We start from the raw sequence: 18,520 nt of genomic DNA, 5'->3' as shown, positions 1-18,520 counted from the left end.
ATTTGTTTGTTCTTTTTATTTCATCTTATTCCTCTGTCTTATCCTTCCTTTTGTGGTTGCATTTGTTTGCTTTTTCTCAGGGTATCCCGTTAGGTGCAAGATATAAGTATAAGCAGTTTTTCCACCTATTATTTCCCAAAAATCATGACCAATCACTACAGCATCATTAAAAGGTGTATAGTTTATGGTGTATGACCATTTATAATCGAATTTTGTTGCTCCATAAGGATTATAAGGCATAGCATAATAAGCTTTAACTTGAGGTCGATTTTGACCGCGAAGTAAATGAAATCTCAATAACCGCTGTGTCACTTCTAAACATTGCCCTTTATTAGGCTTTGGAGCTTTAATTTCAAAAAATAATTCTGTTCCATCTTTGGCTAAAATATATAATACCAATTTAAAAAATGTGGTTCTTCGGTACTTTTTATGGAGAACCCAGTTCCAAATCATTGAAAACCTTATTGTGTAGGCATTTCATTAAAAATATTACGCATAATAGTTTATAAGCCTTGCCCCGTAAGGGTTTTGTGGTAATCAATCTTCAATTACCATAAAATCTACGCAAGAACCAAAAAGGTTCTTGCGCCTGTTTTATGGAGAATTAATACTAAAGTGCCAGTTTAATAAACTGCGTAAACGAAAATTGTTGAAGTTACGAAAACCATATCCAAGTCGTTTAATCAGCTTAAGTTTATTATTAATGCCTTCCACAGTCCCACTGGTAGTTCTACCATCAAAATAACCCACTATGGCATTTAAATTGACGACGATTGATTTTTAACAGAACTGGTTTTTCGCTCCACGGTAAATCATGAATCATTCGCCAATGGTCTTGGTGTATACTCTCTGTAATATTGCCACAATTTGGACAGGTACAATGGTTGACGGCTTTTTCGATTGTGATGATTATTCCCGCTCCTTCTACTTCTTGACAATCTAACACTTTTATCTCTGGTAGATTGAGGATTTGCTCTACGGGAAATTTCATAACTATCGCCGCCAATGCCTGTTCTTGAATATATAATTATCTCAATTTCGTTAATTAAACATACTTTCAAAGCTGTAAAGTATTGTATCTATTCTCGTTTAGGCTTCAATCTCGATAAATTTCTTCCATTAATTTTCATTACTTTTTACTTCCTCCATAAGATATCCGAAAGAACCAAAGTTCTTTACGTTTAATCCTAATAATTGATAGAATCATCTTCTTTATGGCAGATGATAAAAATGATAATTAGCTTTGGATCTAGTGAAGTTGTTGTTAGGGCTTAAATAAGCTGAAACCCTTATCCCGAAAAGATTGTAAAACCACCCTAAATACCAACTACTTCAATTCTATTACATAATATTGATGGGATCTACATCAATAGTTAAGCTCACCGATGCAGGACAAAGTTCTCTAATTTCTTCCCAATTTGGTAAATTAGGTAAGGCATCAGCAGGAAATTTGATTAATATTTGCCAGCGATAGCGATTAGCTACCCGTAAAATACTAGCGGGGGCTGGGCCTAAAATTTCCAAGTCTGCAAATCTATTCAAAGATGTGGCGATAATTTGAGCGGTGTTCTGCACTTGAATGGGGTCAAGGCTACTTATTCTTAATAAAATCAACCGACCATAGGGGGGATAGTTTAAGGCTTGGCGTTGTTCTAATTCCCCAGTCGAGAAAGATTGATAATCATGTTTTTGTACGGCTTCAATGACTGGATGTTCTGGAGTGTAAGTTTGCATAATTACCCGGCCTGGGTCTTCTCCTCTACCTGCACGTCCCGCAACTTGGGTTAATGTTTGAAATGCGCGTTCACTGGCGCGATAATCTGATAAATGCAATAGTCCATCCGCAGCGACAACACCAACTAAGGTAACTTGGGGTAAATCTAAGCCTTTGGTGAGCATTTGTGTCCCCACTAATAAATCGGCTTCACCGTTAGCAAATTGGGTGAGTAGGGTACGATGTGCGCCTTTGGTGCGGGTAGTGTCACTATCAAAGCGAATTAGGCGTAAGTTGGGAAATTGGCGGTTTAATTCCTGGGCTACTCGTTGGGTTCCACTCCCGAAAAATTTTAAGTAAGGTGAACCGCATTCGGGACAGTTTTGGGGATGCGATCGCCCATAATTACAATAATGACAGCGTAATAGTTGGGGTGCGCCTTCTTCGCTGTGGTGATAAGCCAGGGAAACATCACAATGGGGACATTCCAATACATAACCGCAACTACGACAGGAAACAAAGGTGCTGTGTCCCCGACGATGGATGAATAAAATTCCCTGTTGTTTTTTGTCTTGTAGTTCTTGTAAAGCGGTTTGCAAAGGCCTACTAAAGATAGACCGATTTCCTGCCTGTAACTCTTGACGCATATCAATAATTTCCACAGGTGGCAGGGGACGGGAGTTGATGCGTTCCGGGAGAGAGAGGTAATAGGTGGGGGGGATAGGGTTGGTTTCTGAAGTGGAAAAGGAAATCCAACTTTCTAGAGAAGGGGTAGCAGAACCTAAAATTAAGGGACAATTTTCTAATTCAGCCCGCCATTGGGCGACGCTGCGGGCGTGGTAGGTGGGTATGGGGGTATCTTGTTTAAAGCTGCTATCGTGTTCTTCGTCGAGGATAATTAAGCCTAAGTTGGGAAGAGGAGCAAAAATGGCGCTACGAGTCCCAATGATGACTTGGGGTTCTCCGGTGAGCATTTGTCGCCATGTGTCGTAGCGTTCACCATCGGAAAGGGCGCTGTGATATACGCTGACTTTTTTACCAAATCTGGCGCTAAATCGGTCTGTGAGTTGGGGAGTAAGTCCGATTTCTGGGACTAAGACTAAAGCTGATTTACCTTGTTGAAGTAAAGGAGCGATCGCTTGCAAGTATACTTCTGTTTTCCCTGAACCTGTTACCCCATGCAACAATACTTGAGTAAAGCCTTGTAGAGATTGGATGGTTGCTAAGGCTTGGGACTGGGCTAGTGTTAATGATTTTGCTTGATCCCCAGCGACCAGGGGATTTTGTTCTCTGCGTAAAATTTCTCTTTCTTCGATCACGATACAGCCCTTTTCCACCAAGGCTTTCAGGGTAGAGGTACTGGTACTGCAAATCTGTAATAATTCACTTTGCCATAACTCCCCCCCACGTCGTCGCAAAACCTCTACAATTTCTTTTTGACGGGGGGTTAAATCTCCTTCGTTATCCAGCAAGGTAACAGCTTTTTGCAGTTTCGGTTGGGTGAGTCGTGGTGGTTCTAGGTAACTTTCCACCAAACCTAAACGTAATAACTCACGAGTTCCCCGATAAGCAGCTTTGACTTTTTGTTGAATATAGTAATAGCTATAATCTCCAGATGCCTGTTTTTGCAGCAATTCTAGGATTTTTTGGGCAGTGGGGTTGAGAATGGGGGGAATTTCGGCTTTTCCCCAGGAAGTTAAGCGCAGACGGCGCTGAGAACGTCCTAATAATCCTGGTGGTAAAGCAACGCGAATCACCTGCATTAGAGGTGTATAGTAATAAGCTGCAACACGATTGAGTAATTCCCAATAATGGGGAGGAAAGAAGCCCCGACTGACCACATCTTCCACTTCCCGAATTTTGTCTAGGGGGATATCAATATTAGGCTGTGCTAATAAACGAATGGCAACGGCACCTACTTGTTGTGTTCCGAAGGGGACACTCAAAATATCCCCTGGTTTAATTTCTAACTGGGCTGGTAATCTATAGATAAATAAATCTGAGCATCCAGGACAATCTACTAAAACTTCAATCCATTGGTTCTGGCTCGTTTCAGTCTGATAACCTCCTGTTGGTTCCGCAGCGACTACAGAAGATAAATTTACGCCATTACTATACATAATTTCTATATTTTTAGACATATATCTGACTCAAATACTCAACCAATCAGCCCAGCATCACCTAACTTTAACTTGTTGATTTACTACAGGTAAACGGTATTTTGCAATACTTTAAAGAATTATCATACTTGATAAGTTTTATCTTGTGTATTCTGCTGGACAATTCTCCTTCTACTTTACGTGCAATAAATATTTAATAAATCCTCTATAAATTAAAGCATCTTGATTTTTAGTTAATCGGTTACTTTATCTCCTAAATAGGGTATAGGGCTTTTCCACCTATTGATAGATATTCAATACTTTTTCGATGTGAGATGCTTTTATACAAACAAAATCATCCCGATTTTTAGCTACAATCATCGTAATTTGTATCAAATATTCACCTAATTCAAGGGAAGTAACCCTAAAGCAAATATGCCACTCATGATTTTCTACTTTTGTCTTCTACAAAAATTTTATAAAACTACATGAAAATTTAATAATTAGGGTTATTTACCAGCCATTTTTATATTTGTTAAGGTTGAGAATGTTTGAGGGTATTTGACATATTTAGTAATACAGAAAAAAATGATAAATATGTCTGTTGGTAGTCTAAAAATAATTTTTTTGGGTGCAAGGTCATTATTGATTAGAGGTTGTATCTAAGAGTAAACAAAAAAAGACAGCCAAATACGGATTTTCATTCCAGTTGAGGAATTATGAAAAGACTGTATTTTGCTAGTACAGTAAGGTGTAAGTAAACTATCTATGGCAAAATTCACAACCGCCCTCCCCCAGAGCTTTTTGAATTTTGAATCTTTGCTTTCACCCAGTGGTACTAGTAGTAAAAAGGGCGAATTATCCCGGAGGGAAAACTACCAAGCCTCAAACAAGCAGCTGTCACTAAATTATGTACCAAACAAAGCAACTATCCCTAAAGGAAACTATGAATCTTGCTGAATTGGGAACAATGGAAATACTGGAGAACGCTGCTGATCGTGAAGAACCATCACTTGATAGTTTAGATCCAGTAGGATATGAAGACTCTTCAATTGTAGACAATTTGGAATCAGACGAGCGCGATGGAGATGAAATGGCCGCAGCCCGTCCATCGGGATACAATAAAACCGAACATGACGACGCTGTGGGTGCATTTTTCAAAGAAATGGCCCGTTATCCTCTCCTCAAACCAGATGAAGAAGTAGAGTTAGCGAGAAGAGTTCGGTTTTTAGAAGAAGTGCAAGAGATACAAGCGCGTCTAGAAACAGAACAAGGAAAGCAACCAACGAAAAGCGAAGTCGCGGCTCAGTTGACTTTAACAGAAAAACAACTGGAAAGTCGCTTGTATCAAGGACGAGTCGCCAAACGCAAAATGATTCGCTCCAACCTGCGGTTAGTAGTATCCATCGCTAAACGATATCTAAATCGTGGAGTTCCTTTTCTAGATTTAATTCAAGAAGGAGCAATGGGATTAAATCGAGCTACAGAAAAATTTGATCCCGATAAAGGATATAAGTTCTCAACCTACGCCTATTGGTGGATTAGACAAGCCATCACCCGTGCGATCGCTAATGATGCCCGCACCATCCGTTTACCCATCCACATCGTTGAAAAACTTAACAAGCTGAAAAAAGCTCAACGGGAACTAAAGCAAAAACTCGCTCGCAACCCCTCAGAAGCAGAAGTAGCCGCAGTCCTCGAAATCAACGTCCAACAACTCCGTCAACTCCAACAACTCCGTCGTCAAGCACTTTCTCTTAACCACCGAGTCGGTAAAGAAGAAGATACCGAACTCATGGACTTACTAGAAGACGAAGATAACCAATCTCCCGAAGCAAAAATGAATGAAAACATGATGCGTCAGGAGATATGGGAAGTTTTAGGAGATGTACTCACCCCCCGCGAAAAAGACGTAATTTCCCTGCGCTATGGACTCACCACCAGTGAACCCTGCACTTTAGAAGAAGTGGGTAACATGTTCAACCTGTCTCGCGAACGAGTCCGGCAAATTCAAAGCAAAGCCATGCGAAAATTACGCCGTCCCCACATCGCTAAACGCTTAAAAGGGTGGTTACTCTAAGTCATTAGTCATTGGTCATTAGTCGGTGGTCAGAAGTTCAGTGGTCAGAAGTGAAGAAACTTTATACACTTAACTAGATACAAAAGGCTGTGAACTAAAGACTAATGACTTCCCCAAACAATTTAGTGGTGCGCTTTGCAAAACCCAGCGATTGTACAACACTATTTGAATTAATACAGGGACTAGCAGAGTACGAAAAATTAACTCATGCAGTCACAGGAAATGCTCAAATGCTACAAGAGCATTTATTTGGTACACCAAAATATATAGAAGCTATTATCGCGGAAATAGAAGGGAAAGCCGTTGGCTGTGGGATTTTTTTTCACACTTATTCAACCTTTCTCACTAAACCAGGTATTCACTTAGAAGATATATTTGTGCTGCCTGCCTATCGCCGCCAAGGCATCGGTAAAGCACTGTTGACCAAAGTTGCTCAAATCGCAGTAGAACGCAATTGTGGACGCTTAGAGTGGACAGTTTTAGATTGGAACGAACCAGCCCAATCATTTTATCTAAGCTTGGGAGCAAAGATAGTTAATGAATGGTTGATTTGTCGAGTGACAGATAATGCACTGATTGATTTAGCTAGTGGAGATTGATGTAACTAGTGGAGTATGTGAACTTCTGTTCGCGCAGGGTGGTGCAGAAGAAGAAGACAGAAGTTACAGAAGTTGCAGGAGTTACAGAATAATTCATGCTATTGCTGCTGAATTCTTGCATTTTTCAACTCCTGTTCTCCATTTTCCGTAGGCATACTTCTGTTCGCGCAGCGTGCCGTAGGCATACTCCTGTTCGCGTAGCGTGCCGGAGGCATACTCCTGAACTTCTGAACTTCTGAACTCCTGCAACTCCTGAACTTCTTCTTCCTTTTGTCTGACTTACAACCGATGACAAAGGAGGCAAAACACTGGTCAAATAAAGGTAATGTTGCCTCAACAAAGTCATGACAGAACGTGTATTGATTCTGGGTGGAAGGGGAAGAATCGGCAGTGCAGTTACTAATGACCTAGTAACCCATACACAGGCGGATATTACTATTACTGGACGTGACCCTGTGACTAATGCCAATGGGGGAGACAGGGTGAGATTTTTGGCATTGGATTTGGAGGAAGAGGAGAAGTTACGGGAAGCGATCGCTAACTCTACTATAGTTATACATTGTGCAGGGCCATTTCACTATCGGGATACTCAAGTATTAGAAATCTGCATTGAAAAGGGAATTAACTATGTAGATGTCAGTGACCATCGTTCCTATACTCAAGCGGCTTTAAATCTCTGCCAAAAAGCTGCTGATGCTGGAGTGACGGCGATAATTAATACAGGCATTTTTCCTGGTATTTCTAATAGTTTAGTGCGCCAAGCAGTTGAACAGTTCGATTTAGCGGAAAAAATCCATTTAAGTTATTTAGTTTCTGGTTCCGGTGGTGCAGGAATTACGGTGATGCGAACCACATTTTTAGGTTTACAGCATCAGTTTGCAGCTTGGATTAATGGTGAATGGCAAATTATTCAACCTTACACTGATAGGGAAGAACTCAATTTTCCTCCTCCCTATGGACGCAATGCAGTGTATTGGTTTGACATGCCAGAAACTATCACCTTACCTAAATCTTTTCCAGAAATAAACACCGTCGTCACAAAATTCGGTTCTTTACCTGATTTTTATAACCGTTTAACTTGGATGGCCGCTCATATTTTCCCTAAATGGTTAATCCAAAAAAATTCTATGATTGAACTTTTATCTCACGTTAGTTATACCATGACAGATTTTACCAATCAATTTACGGGCATTGGTGTAGCAGTCCGCGCAGAAGTCACAGGTATAAAAGAGGATAAAAAAATGGCTTATACTGCCGCTGTTTTACATAATAATACAACTGTAGCAACTGGTTTAGGCACAGGTAGTATTGCTCAACTCATCTTAGAGGGTAAACTGCAAAAACCGGGAGTATTTCCCGTAGAAGCTGCCCTGAGTACGAATTTATTTACACAAGTAATGGACTCTAGAGGAATAAAAATCAATTCCCATTGGCTCACCTTATAAGATTGTCATTTTTATCCTAAATTCCCGATTTTCTGCCAATATCCCAGAAAAATATTTTGCATTAAAGCTGATGTTTGTTAGCTTAGTTAAACAATAAATTACCATTATCCTACTTATGCAACTCCCACCCGGCCCATCTATTCCCAAATTTCTACAATTGATCAAGTGGATTTTTAATCCTTTACAACTGATGGAAACATCAGCAAAAGAAAATGGTGATTGTTTTACCTTATGGTTAACTAACAAGCAGCCCATTGTATTTGTGAGTAACCCCCAAGCCATTCAAGATATTTTTACTTCTTCATTACAACAGCTAGATGCTAGGGGTTCCAGCCAACTTTTACAACCATTGGTAGGGCAAAATTCTCTACTGTTACTGAGTGGGGCATCCCATCAAAGCCAGCGTAGATTATTAACACCGCCTTTTTATGGCGATCGCATGAAGGCTTATGGAGAAATTATCACAGATATTACCCGTGAAGTCATTAGCAAATGGCAATTTAATCAACCATTTGCTGTGCGGTCAGCGATGCAGGAAATTTCCCTCAAAGTCATACTTAAAGCTGTATTTGGTATCAATACAGGGGAAAAATTTTCTAAACTGGAATCACTGCTGTATGCCATCTTAGATTTATCTAGTTCTCCTTGGCGTTCAGCTATCAGTTTTTTACCTGGACTACAAGTTGATTTAGGTAAATGGAGTCCTTGGGGAATTTTTCTCAATAAAAGACAACAAATTTATGAATTACTGTTTGCAGAAATCCAAGAACGTAAAAATCATCCTGACCCATCTCGCCATGATATTTTATCCCTGATGATGTCAGCACGAGACGAAAATGGCGAACCGATGACGGATATAGAATTACGCGATGAATTAATGACTTTGTTAGTAGCTGGTCATGAAACCACAGCCTCAGCTTTAGCCTGGGCATTATATTGGATTCATCGCTTACCAAATGTGAAAGAAAAGCTGATATCTGAGTTAGACACCTTAGGCGAAAAACCAGATAGTAATGAGGTTTTTCGGTTGCCCTATCTCAGCGCAGTTTGTCAAGAAACCCTGCGAATTTATCCCATTGGGATGATTACTTTACCGCGGATTGTGCAATCATCCTTTAAAGTCATGGATTACGAATTGCCAGCCGGGTCATTATTAGTAGCCTGTATATATTTAACCCATCGTCGCCCAGATTTATATCCCCAACCCCAGGAATTTAAGCCAGAACGCTTTTTAGAAAAACAGTATTCACCTTATGAATATTTACCCTTTGGTGGTGGCAACCGTCGCTGTTTAGGGATGTCCTTTGCATTATTTGAAATGAAGTTGGTATTGGCCACGATATTATCTCAACTAGATTTAACTTTAGTTGATCATGTTCCTGTTGTCCCTCAACGTCGTGGTGTCACCTTAGGCCCCACCGATACTAAATGGCTGATTGCCACTGGTAAACGACCCGTGAAGAGTATAGCGTAAGGCCATCACCTGTCCCCTACTTCCTGAAGGGGAAATTTTAGAGAAGATAAGCAATACTGGTACAAGAAAAGAAGGTTCTTACGACAAACTTACCAAAATGACGATTCAACCTACGGATACGCCTTTACTAGACTGGACTGGTGATACCTTAGCAATTGGTTTATTTGAAGACGCAGTAGAATTAACTGGTGATTTAGCAGCTTTAGATGAAAAATTCACCGGGCTGTTAAAAGAATTGATTGCGGAAGAAGAATTTACAGGTAAAACCAATAGCACCATTGTGGCACGGGTTGGGGCTGCCAAAAATGTAAAAAAGGTAATTTTGGTGGGCTTGGGTAAACCAGAGGCGCTAAAGTTAGAAACTTTACGTCGTGTAGCAGCTACAGTGGCGCGGACTGCGAAAAAGCAAAAAACCAAAACTTTGGGTATTAGTTTACCAGTCGTCAATAATGACCCGACTGCTGCTGCCCAAGCAATAGCAGAAGGAATTCAACTGGCACTTTACCAAGATACTCGCTTTAAATCGGAAGTCGAAGATAAGAATCCCGAAATCGAAATCATTGATTTATTGGGATTTGCTGGACAGGAAGCAGCTATTACCCGCGCAAACCAAATTGTTTCTGGTGTGATTTTGGCACGGCAGTTAGTAGCAGCCCCAGCGAATGCAGTGACACCAATTACTATGGCAGAAACTGCCCAAGCGATCGCTAGTGAACATGGTTTAGAGTTACAAATACTCGAAAAGGAAGACTGTGAAAAGTTGGGGATGGGTGCATTCTTAGGTGTGGCCCAAGCTTCTGATTTACCTCCGAAATTTATTCACCTCATCTACAAACCCCAAACCACACCCAAGCGCAAAGTGGCCATTATTGGTAAAGGTTTAACCTTTGATTCAGGTGGACTCAATATCAAAGGCGCAGGTAGTGGTATTGAAACCATGAAAATGGACATGGGTGGTGCTGCGGCTACTCTGGGTGCAGCTAAAGCTATTGGTCAACTCAAGCCAGATGTAGAAGTTCACTTTATTTCTGCCGTCACAGAAAACATGATTAGCGGTCGCGCTATGCGTCCTGGTGATATTCTCACTGCCTCCAATGGCAAAACCATCGAAGTGAATAACACCGACGCTGAGGGACGTTTAACCTTGGCTGATGCCTTGGTATATACGGATAAATTGGAACTAGATGCGATCGTCGATTTAGCTACCCTCACAGGCGCTTGTGTTGTGGCTTTAGGTGATGATATCGCTGGTTTATTTAGCCAAGATGATGCTTTAGTCTCCCAATTGGAACAAGCAGCAGAAAATGCCGGTGAGAAAATTTGGCGCTTGCCGATGGAAGAAAAATATTTTGACGGGCTAAAGTCTGGCATTGCTGATATGAAAAATACAGGCCCCCGTTATGGTGGTTCCATCACCGCAGCCTTATTTCTCAAACAATTTGTCAAATCCACACCTTGGGCCCATTTAGATATTGCTGGACCAGTATGGGCAGATAAGGACAACGGCTATCACAGTGCTGGGGCTACCGGCTTTGGTGTCCGCACCTTAGTCCATTGGGTGCTGAGTTAGTTTAATCCTTCTCACTCTCCACCTTGATAGGGGAGTGAGAGCATTACCATCTCCCCTTTGGCTCAGTCTAGAATTACAATTGTCGTGATGTTTTCTAGTAGCTACTGTGTCAGACTCAGTGTCTTTGCGCGATCGCTATCTCGCTTTAATTGATGAAATTGTCGAAACCACCCTCAAAGGTAAAATTAGCTCTGTAGAACAGGTATATCAACTATTACTCAAGGGTATTACTTCCGGGACAGGAGAAGTATTTGAGTTGGCTTTGAGCGATCGCCTGAATACGATTCAAGCACAGGTAGACGCAGAAAAGGATGAATTAAAAAAAGCCAAAGCTACGCGCAGTTTACGGGCTATCAAAACTGTTCAAACGCAATGGCAACGCTGGCAAGAACAAAATAAAGCCACGGAAGCGATCGTTCAAGCAGTACAACAAATTACTACATCTACAGCTGATGAGCGGTTAGTTGCTTTTCTCAGAGTTACCGACCCTAATCAAAAATATCCCTTAAATTTATCCCAACTCCAACAGTTAGCTAAATCTCTACAAGTATTTGCCAGTGCTAACTCCGATTTTCAAGAAATTGGTGACGGTATCACACGTGGAATTAGTGCTTGGCAAAACATCCAAGAAAATCTCCTCAGTTGGATGTACGAACAAAAGCAAAGCTTGGGTTTTGGTGGAGTACCCGGAGAACGGGGGCCTTGGGCTAGTTGGGCCAAGGTAGTGAAAAGCGAAGTTGTACAAAGCTTTTTCCGTACCTTAGCTATGGAGAAATCCATCAGTGAGTTTGCCCAAGCATATCCCAGCATGACCTTGAGTAACTGGGTGGAGTTAACCATAGTCGTGCAATTTCTCCAACGGGGCTTAGTGAATTGGTTTGACCAACAAGCTTATGATGTCCAAGCTGGGCCCAAGTTATCAATTTCCACCTTTTTGACCTTCGCGGTGATTTGGAGTCAATTAGCTAGTGCTTTTCATGGTCAGGTAACTGCCTACAGCAATGGTGCATCCCAAATTATGCTGCAAATTCTCCGCACCTTTGCCCAACGTCCCTACTTTCCCCTCTATGGTGGCTTATTCGCTTCCTTTTCCGGTAGTTATTTACGGGATGCCCTAGATTATTTAGATGAACCCCTGCGTCCCGTGGAGGGAACACAAGAAAAAGCGAGAATTTTAACTCTTTTAGGTTATTCCCAACGGGCTTTAGGCAGATATTCCCGTTCTATTAAGTTTCACCTCCAAGCCTTAGAAATTGCCAGAACAGCAAGCGATCGCCCCTGTGAAATCGCCAATCTGAATCACCTCAGCCGTACCTATGTCCAAGAGAAAAACTATGCTGAGGCCATTAACTATAGTCAAAGGGCATTAATTTTAAGTAGACAAGTCGGTGATTACACCGGAGAAGCCAATGCCTTAGTTAACTATGGCTACAGTGAAGTTATGCAAGCACAGCAGCAGGAACACATCGAACCAGAAGTTTATGAATCAGCAATTAACTATCTCGAACAAGGGCTGAGACTTTCAGAAAAATTAGGTGATATTCAAAGTAAAGCTTTATGTTTTAGTAGTTTAGGTATAGCCTATTTAGTTACTAATCAAGCTGCCGCAGCCATTAAATATTTAGAAGATGGCTTTAAAACTGCTCAAGTTTCCGGCGATTTATATTTACAAGGGAGAAATTTAGCCTATTTAGCTGAAGCTAACTACAGTTTACAGAATCACGAAAAAGCAGTGTATACAGGCAGTTTAGGCATGTATTTACTAGAGCAAATCGCCTCTCAAGAATGGCGACAAGCTGCCGGTTTATTAACTATTCTCAAAGGACAACTAGGGGAAGATAAATTTCAAATTCTGCTGCAACAAAACCGCCCGAAAATAATTTCTATTATTGGCGTAGATGGATATGATTATATTCCCCAGTTGTTAGAGAAGTATAGCAGGTGACAGGTGACAGGTGACAGGTGACAGAAAGAGAGGAGAAGAGGGGGAGAGGGGGAGGCAAAAGAAGATATGCGCCCTATACTCCTACTCCTTGAGCGATCGCTTGTTTGAGTAATTCGGGAATTTGGGAAGGGCGATCAGCTACTGGGACTCCGGCTGCGGCAAAGGCAGCAACTTTGTTTTGGGCTGTGCCAAAATTTTGCTCTCTACCCACTACTGTGGCTAAGGTTCCTGTTTGTCGCCAATGTTTGGCTGGTGGTGCGTGTCTACCTGCAATATAGGCAATCACAGGTTTATCTATGGTTTCGGCGATATATTGGGCTGCGGCTTCTTCGCTGCCTCCTCCTGGTTGACCAACTAAGACTATTGCCTCTGTGCTTTCGTCTTCATCCAGTATCTGTAACCATTGGAGGAAGGATGAGCCAACAATTGCATCACTACCAATACTGACACTAATTGATTGTCCTAAGCCAGCTTTGGTGAGTTCCCATGCTACCTCATAGGTGAGGGTGCTACTACGACTGACAATGCCTACGGAACCAGGGGTATAAAATTCGCTGGGTTGAGTTCCCAAGAGAATTTGTCCAGGGACAATAATTCCCGGACTATTGGGGCCTACTACCAAAGTTTCACAGGCTTCTGTTTTCCTCAGTAGTTGCACCATATCCAATGGCGGAACCCCAGCGGAGATAATGATGATCTGTTGAATTTGTGATGCGATCGCTTCTAAGGCTGCGTCTAACACTTGGTAAGGATGGACACAGATAATTGTGGTATCAATGGGCCCAAATTCCTTTACTACTTCCTCTACTAAGTCAAATACTGGCAAATTGTAGATTTTTTTGCCCCCACTTCCTGGACTCACACCAGCCACCAAATTCGTGCCATAGGCTTTCATTTGAGTAATATGAGTGGTGGACATGAATTCCGAAAAGCCTTGAATTAAAACCTTACTGTTTGAAGTTAAATTCATAAAAATTGGTCATCAGATTTGGGATTTTAGATTAGACATCTGGTGAAATTAAATATTACAATTTTTACTTTCTGTAGGCTGGCAACTTAGCTAAACGCACCGCTTCTGTTACCGCTTCATCTAAATTTTCCACAATAATTAGTGTATCTTTAGCAGTTTTGAGAGTTGCCAAATGTTTTTTATAACTATTAAAATCTGAGCCAGCTAACCGTAACACTAACCGAGGAAAATGTTCTTCATACCTAATTCTGTTACCATTAGAGCGAGAAATATTTGTCTGTGTAGTAGTATCTAACTCCAGAAATTTACTAATGATATCTAATGCCTCTGATGCTTGAGGTACTGTCCCCAAAAAGTTCAATAGAATCACTTGTGTATTTTTGTCATTAGCTAAGGTTTTCAGACTTTTCGCCAAGCGATCGCCAAATGTGGTTGGTAATGTGTCCGTGAGAAAGGAATGGCGTAAGTTTAAAGCTGTACTGATTTGACCACCTGCATAGGTAACTAAATCCAACATGGTCAAAACTGAACCTGTACCATTGCCCAGAATTGCTATCTGTCCATCTTGTTCTAGGTGATCCAATTTGTCTAAACTGCCATTACCATTGGCAAAATGGGAACGGCCGACCATTTTATTGGCCATTTTGGCAATTTCTGGGTGCCGGTTAATTGCCCTTTCATTGACCCTCACTTGACCATTGAGAGCCATAATTTGACCAGCAGTATTAATGGCTAAGGGATGAATCTCGACTAAATCCAAATCTTTTTGAATAAATAACTGGTACATTTTTTCTACTACATCACTGACCGACTGGATCAGTTCACCCTGTAAACCCATTTTTAAAGCGAGTCTGCGGGCATAAAAGGGAGAAAATTCTTGATCTACAACTACATGTTGCATTTTCTCCTCAGCTGAATCCCCATCTAAGTCTGGGTCTTTGCACCCCAACAACACGGGACGGCAAAGGGCAGTATCTAAAACTACAGCTAAGTAAAATTCCTCCTTGGCATCATACTTAGATTCTGCCAATAATACTTCCGGTAGTTCTCCCCAAATTGGTAAATTAAAGATATTTTGGGCCGCTGCGATCGCATCAATTGTAGTTTCCACAATTCTCACGCCACCCACTTTCGCCCTTTCCACCGCGTGTACTTGGGATTTCAGGACAATCGGGTAGCGAATTTTCAATCTTTTTAAATCTGTCGGATGGTCAATTCGTTGGGATGGTAATACGGGGATACCCATCTGCCCAAACCATTCCTTTACTTGGTACTCCAATAAATCCATCAAAATACACCTTGTATTGACAAATCAAAAACTGCTCCTCATGATGCTGTCATAGACTTTACACAGCATCTGAGTGGGAAAATCTCGGTTCTACTTCGCTATAAAAGTTTATTTTGCACAAATTAATTTTATCTAATTCAGCAGAAGGGGCAAAAAGCTGACTAGCATTCCCTTGTGCCTGTATCAAATCTTTTCATCCCTATACCTTAGTACAGCACAGTTACAACTGATGTAGATTTTACTCTCAACCACACAGTAGTATAAATAAGTCTTTTTGTTGAAAAATCGAAATTTGTGTTACAAAATCTTCTAGTTAGGTTTTCAATTGAGTTAGTAAAACCATATATCTAAAATCCAACTAATTCCACTCCTGTCTGTTTCCATTGGTGGAAAATAAGACTATATAACTATATAGAAGAATAGCGGTAAGGCTCTATGACATTAGCAGGCCAGCAAGAAGATATACAGCTTTTAGCAGAAACTTTGCAGGAACGGTTACTAGCAGACGTTCCGGGTACGGAAAACTTTCAAGTCAAGTGTGTAGTCAAAAATGATGAACTGATGGTGTTAGTTCAACACCCACCCGGTGTGTCATCAGATACTGATACCATCTTCGCGATTGTGGAGCAAGGACTACAGTGGCAATTTTATTACCAAGGACAACAGGCACAATGCTTTATCCGTGCCGTGGGAGAAAAATTACCTTATGCAAAACAAACTTTAAATTTACAAGTTCCTAAAACGTTAATTCAAGAAGAAACGGACATTGAGCCGGAAATAGAAGCACAAGAAGTTATTTTGTCACCCTTTGAGATTCCTTCAGTAGGAGATGCAGATCCAGATATACCAATTACTGATGATCCTTTTAACACGCCAATAGAAGAACCGATTTTAAACAATTCCTTCATCGATGACATAGAAATTCAAAACGATATAGGCATAGAGCCGAATATAGAAGCAGAAGAAGAGAAATTTGACCCCTTTGCTGGTTCTTCAGACTTAGGGTCTCAGAAAAAACCTATTTGGGCATCTATGCCATTGCAGGCAGTAGCGGGTGCAGCCTTACTTTTGGCCGTTCTCGGTGGTGGTTCTACTTATTTTCTCTCTCGTGCCTGTATCATCTCTGAATGTCAGGAATTCCAAACAGCGGAAAACATTAAAAGTCAATCTCAAAAATTAATCCGTGGTGCTAAATCAGAGAAGCAATTGCAAGCTGTCCAGAAACAAATTGATGATGCTATTTCCGCTTTGCAAAATATTCCTGGTTGGTCACCTCGTCATGGAGAAGCCCAAGAACTAATTACCGCTTTTTCTGGACAGTCAACTAAAATTAGCCAAGTTGTCAATGCCTTACAAAAAGGTACTGCTGCGAAGAAGAAGACTGAAGCACCTGTTAAAAGTCTAGATGATTTGCGTAAGACACAGGATTTATGGCGACAAGCAATCACACCTTTAGAAACTATTAAACCAAATAATGACCTTTATTCCCTAGCCCAGTCCAATCTCCCTGAATATCAACAGAATTTACAAACAGTTAATCAGCAATTACTCAAAGAAGAAACTTGGCTGAAGAAACTAGATAGTGTGAAAGCCGTAGCCAATGCTGCCACCCAGTCAGAAACTACAGCTAAATCTAGTAGTGATTGGCAAAAAGTCAGGTCTACTTGGGAAGTTGTGGTAAATAATCTCAAAAGTATTCCCCAAACTAGTTCTGGCTATGAAGAAGCAAGGAAATTGCTGACTGAATATCAGCCAAAACTCATAGAAGCTAGAACTCGTGCGACCAAAGAAACCTTAGCGGCAAAGGCCTATCAACAAGCTGTGAGTGCTGCCAACCAAGCTAAGGCCTATGGAAGTCAAAATCAATGGCAAGCAGCAGTCAATTCTTGGCAGTTGGCTGTACAAAGTGTGCAACAAATTTCCCAAGATAGTTTGTACTATAAGCAAGCCCAGCCTCTCATAGACACTTATTCAGCTAGTCTCACACAGGCAAAAGAAAGGCTGCAATTAACTAATAATGTCAGCCAAACCCGTGCAGATTTGAGTTCCACTTGTACTAATGGTATTAAGTTCTGCACCTTTACTATCGAGGCTTCAGGTATTACTGTGCGTTTAACTCCCCAGTATGAGCAGGTATTGGCAAGTAATCAGGCGCAAATGTCTAATCACTACCAAAGCTTACAAAGTGCTCTGATGGTGATTAGTGATAATGCCCGCTTACCTTTGGTGATTTATAACTCCCAAGGACAGCAAAGCTACGCTCACAGCCCAGCACAGTAAGTCTTGTGCAGTGAGATACTGATGGTTAAGGCAGGGGAAAAATGGGAGAGATGACCTAACTCAACCCCAGATGATTAATTAAGGCTTGGCGCATCTCAGCTACGGGTACTTGTTCTGTTTGCAACCAAATTTTTAAGGCGGCTGCACCTTGTTGGACAAGCATTTCTAAGCCATCAATGGCAGTTGCGCCTTGTTTTGCTGCGAGTTGGAGAAATTTGGTCGGTTTGGGGATGTATATTAAGTCATAGGCGATCGCTTTTTGTGGCAGATAAGCTATTTCTGTTTCACTCAAAGGAGACTCTTGACTGTGGGGATACATACCAATGGGTGTTGTATTCACCAATAGGTCAGCTTGGGGAAGCAGTTGGGGCAATTCCTCCCAGGTGTGGATGTGGAATTTATCCCCCAAACTCGAATTTTGCCAACTTTCGCGAAAATCTTTTAATTTATAGATATTTCTCCCCACCAAATGAATTTCCGCCACTCCTAGTTGTACACAACCTGCAACTACAGCCCTAGCTGCCCCACCATTACCCAAAATCACTGCGGTTTTCTGACTCCAATCTTGGTGATAGGTGGTTTGTAAAGGGGCAATAAATCCTTCAACGTCAGTATTCGTGCCCACCCATTTATTGCCTTGACGAGTCACAGTATTCACAGCACCAATGGCTTGGGCAATTGGGGAAATTTCCGCCAAAAACGGTAATATTGCTTGTTTATGGGGAATGGTGACACTAAAACCCACTACACCGATACTAGCAAAACCAGCGATCGCTGTTTCTAAATTCTCCGATGCAATGGGAAAAGGCAAATATACATAATTTAATCCCAACTTCGCCAACGCCGCATTGTGCATCACTGGAGACAGGGAATGTTCTATAGGATGGCCAATTACGCCTAAAATTTGAGTTTTACCGTTGATTGTCATATTCAGTATTTTAGATTTGAGATTGTCAAAAACTGACTCGATACAGGATTTGAACATTCTCAATTTACCCTGGAGAAGACTCACATTGAACCATCCCCAAGGGCTAGGGCTAGAAAACCATAGCAATC

At 41.3% G+C, this 18,520-nt stretch carries 12 protein-coding genes and 2 pseudogenes; 7 read left to right on the top strand and 7 right to left on the bottom strand.

The window, feature by feature from the left end:
• Positions 1 to 15: 15 nt before the first annotated feature.
• The 4 genes and pseudogenes from H6G73_RS15665 to priA all read right to left on the bottom strand — a co-directional run bounded on the left by H6G73_RS15665 (position 16) and on the right by priA (position 3,834).
• Positions 16 to 453, bottom strand: coding sequence for a TdeIII family type II restriction endonuclease (locus H6G73_RS15665; RefSeq protein ID WP_190606069.1), 438 nt, complete (start codon positions 451 to 453; stop codon positions 16 to 18).
• 141 nt (positions 454 to 594) lie between these two features.
• A pseudogene (locus tag H6G73_RS25155) lies at positions 595 to 753 on the bottom strand (transposase); the annotation flags it as partial.
• A pseudogene (locus H6G73_RS25150) lies at positions 752 to 991 on the bottom strand (transposase family protein); the annotation flags it as partial. The pseudogenes H6G73_RS25150 and H6G73_RS25155, both read right to left, overlap by 2 nt.
• Before the next feature lie 350 nt (positions 992 to 1,341).
• On the bottom strand, positions 1,342 to 3,834 hold the full coding sequence (priA, locus tag H6G73_RS15655; protein ID WP_190606076.1) for a primosomal protein N': 2,493 nt from the start codon (positions 3,832 to 3,834) through the stop codon (positions 1,342 to 1,344).
• An 889-nt stretch (positions 3,835 to 4,723) separates the two neighbouring features.
• Between priA and H6G73_RS15650 the strand changes: the two genes are divergently transcribed.
• From H6G73_RS15650 to H6G73_RS15625, 6 genes are all read left to right on the top strand, one after another.
• Positions 4,724 to 5,893 (top strand): RpoD/SigA family RNA polymerase sigma factor, encoded by a 1,170-nt coding sequence (locus H6G73_RS15650; protein WP_190606067.1) that lies wholly within the window; start codon positions 4,724 to 4,726, stop codon positions 5,891 to 5,893.
• 104 nt (positions 5,894 to 5,997) lie between these two features.
• On the top strand, positions 5,998 to 6,492 hold the full coding sequence (locus H6G73_RS15645; protein WP_190606064.1) for a GNAT family N-acetyltransferase: 495 nt from the start codon (positions 5,998 to 6,000) through the stop codon (positions 6,490 to 6,492).
• Positions 6,493 to 6,836: 344 nt separating this feature from the next.
• Entirely contained in the window at positions 6,837 to 7,937 is a 1,101-nt protein-coding gene (locus tag H6G73_RS15640) for a saccharopine dehydrogenase family protein (protein WP_190606062.1), read from the top strand.
• Between the two features lie 115 nt (positions 7,938 to 8,052).
• Entirely contained in the window at positions 8,053 to 9,411 is a 1,359-nt protein-coding gene (locus tag H6G73_RS15635; protein ID WP_190606060.1) for a cytochrome P450, read from the top strand.
• Between the two features lie 97 nt (positions 9,412 to 9,508).
• Positions 9,509 to 10,981, top strand: a complete 1,473-nt coding sequence (locus H6G73_RS15630; protein ID WP_190606058.1) for a leucyl aminopeptidase — start codon at positions 9,509 to 9,511, stop codon at positions 10,979 to 10,981.
• A 106-nt stretch (positions 10,982 to 11,087) separates the two neighbouring features.
• The gene (locus tag H6G73_RS15625; RefSeq protein WP_190606056.1) at positions 11,088 to 12,926 is read left to right on the top strand and encodes a tetratricopeptide repeat protein; all 1,839 of its coding nucleotides are present in this window, start codon (positions 11,088 to 11,090) and stop codon (positions 12,924 to 12,926) included.
• Between the two features lie 73 nt (positions 12,927 to 12,999).
• On the opposite strand, the gene H6G73_RS15620 is transcribed toward H6G73_RS15625, so the two are convergent.
• Together H6G73_RS15620 and H6G73_RS15615 are read right to left on the bottom strand one after the other, a co-directional pair.
• The gene (locus tag H6G73_RS15620) at positions 13,000 to 13,896 is read right to left on the bottom strand and encodes a succinate--CoA ligase subunit alpha (protein WP_190606054.1); all 897 of its coding nucleotides are present in this window, start codon (positions 13,894 to 13,896) and stop codon (positions 13,000 to 13,002) included.
• Between the two features lie 64 nt (positions 13,897 to 13,960).
• Positions 13,961 to 15,184 carry an ATP-grasp domain-containing protein gene (locus H6G73_RS15615; protein ID WP_190606052.1) on the bottom strand — a complete coding sequence of 408 codons (1,224 nt, stop codon included), beginning with the start codon at positions 15,182 to 15,184 and terminating at the stop codon, positions 13,961 to 13,963.
• Positions 15,185 to 15,619: 435 nt separating this feature from the next.
• Between H6G73_RS15615 and H6G73_RS15610 the strand changes: the two genes are divergently transcribed.
• Entirely contained in the window at positions 15,620 to 17,464 is a 1,845-nt protein-coding gene (locus H6G73_RS15610) for a hypothetical protein (protein ID WP_190606051.1), read from the top strand.
• A 55-nt stretch (positions 17,465 to 17,519) separates the two neighbouring features.
• On the opposite strand, the gene H6G73_RS15605 is transcribed toward H6G73_RS15610, so the two are convergent.
• A complete protein-coding gene (locus H6G73_RS15605; RefSeq protein ID WP_190606050.1) occupies positions 17,520 to 18,392 on the bottom strand; it encodes a shikimate dehydrogenase in 873 nt (290 codons plus the stop codon).
• Positions 18,393 to 18,520: the final 128 nt, after the last annotated feature.

Source organism: Richelia sinica FACHB-800, assembly GCF_014698825.1.
In the GTDB taxonomy this organism is placed as follows: Bacteria; Cyanobacteriota; Cyanobacteriia; order Cyanobacteriales; family Nostocaceae; genus FACHB-800.
Note: the sequence above shows the minus strand (reverse complement) of the source record. Positions and strands in the feature narration are given on the sequence as shown.

Bases quoted from the DNA above. Each gene is read 5' to 3' on its own strand.
- H6G73_RS15665 (WP_190606069.1), bottom strand. From the start codon at position 453: ATGATTTGGAACTGGGTTCTCCATAAAAAGTACCGAAGAACCACATTT.
- priA (WP_190606076.1), bottom strand. From the start codon at position 3,834: ATGTATAGTAATGGCGTAAATTTATCTTCTGTAGTCGCTGCGGAACCA.
- H6G73_RS15650 (WP_190606067.1), top strand. From the start codon at position 4,724: ATGTACCAAACAAAGCAACTATCCCTAAAGGAAACTATGAATCTTGCT.
- H6G73_RS15645 (WP_190606064.1), top strand. From the start codon at position 5,998: ATGACTTCCCCAAACAATTTAGTGGTGCGCTTTGCAAAACCCAGCGAT.
- H6G73_RS15640 (WP_190606062.1), top strand. From the start codon at position 6,837: ATGACAGAACGTGTATTGATTCTGGGTGGAAGGGGAAGAATCGGCAGT.
- H6G73_RS15635 (WP_190606060.1), top strand. From the start codon at position 8,053: ATGCAACTCCCACCCGGCCCATCTATTCCCAAATTTCTACAATTGATC.
- H6G73_RS15630 (WP_190606058.1), top strand. From the start codon at position 9,509: ATGACGATTCAACCTACGGATACGCCTTTACTAGACTGGACTGGTGAT.
- H6G73_RS15620 (WP_190606054.1), bottom strand. From the start codon at position 13,896: ATGAATTTAACTTCAAACAGTAAGGTTTTAATTCAAGGCTTTTCGGAA.
- H6G73_RS15615 (WP_190606052.1), bottom strand. From the start codon at position 15,184: ATGGATTTATTGGAGTACCAAGTAAAGGAATGGTTTGGGCAGATGGGT.
- H6G73_RS15610 (WP_190606051.1), top strand. From the start codon at position 15,620: ATGACATTAGCAGGCCAGCAAGAAGATATACAGCTTTTAGCAGAAACT.
- H6G73_RS15605 (WP_190606050.1), bottom strand. From the start codon at position 18,392: ATGACAATCAACGGTAAAACTCAAATTTTAGGCGTAATTGGCCATCCT.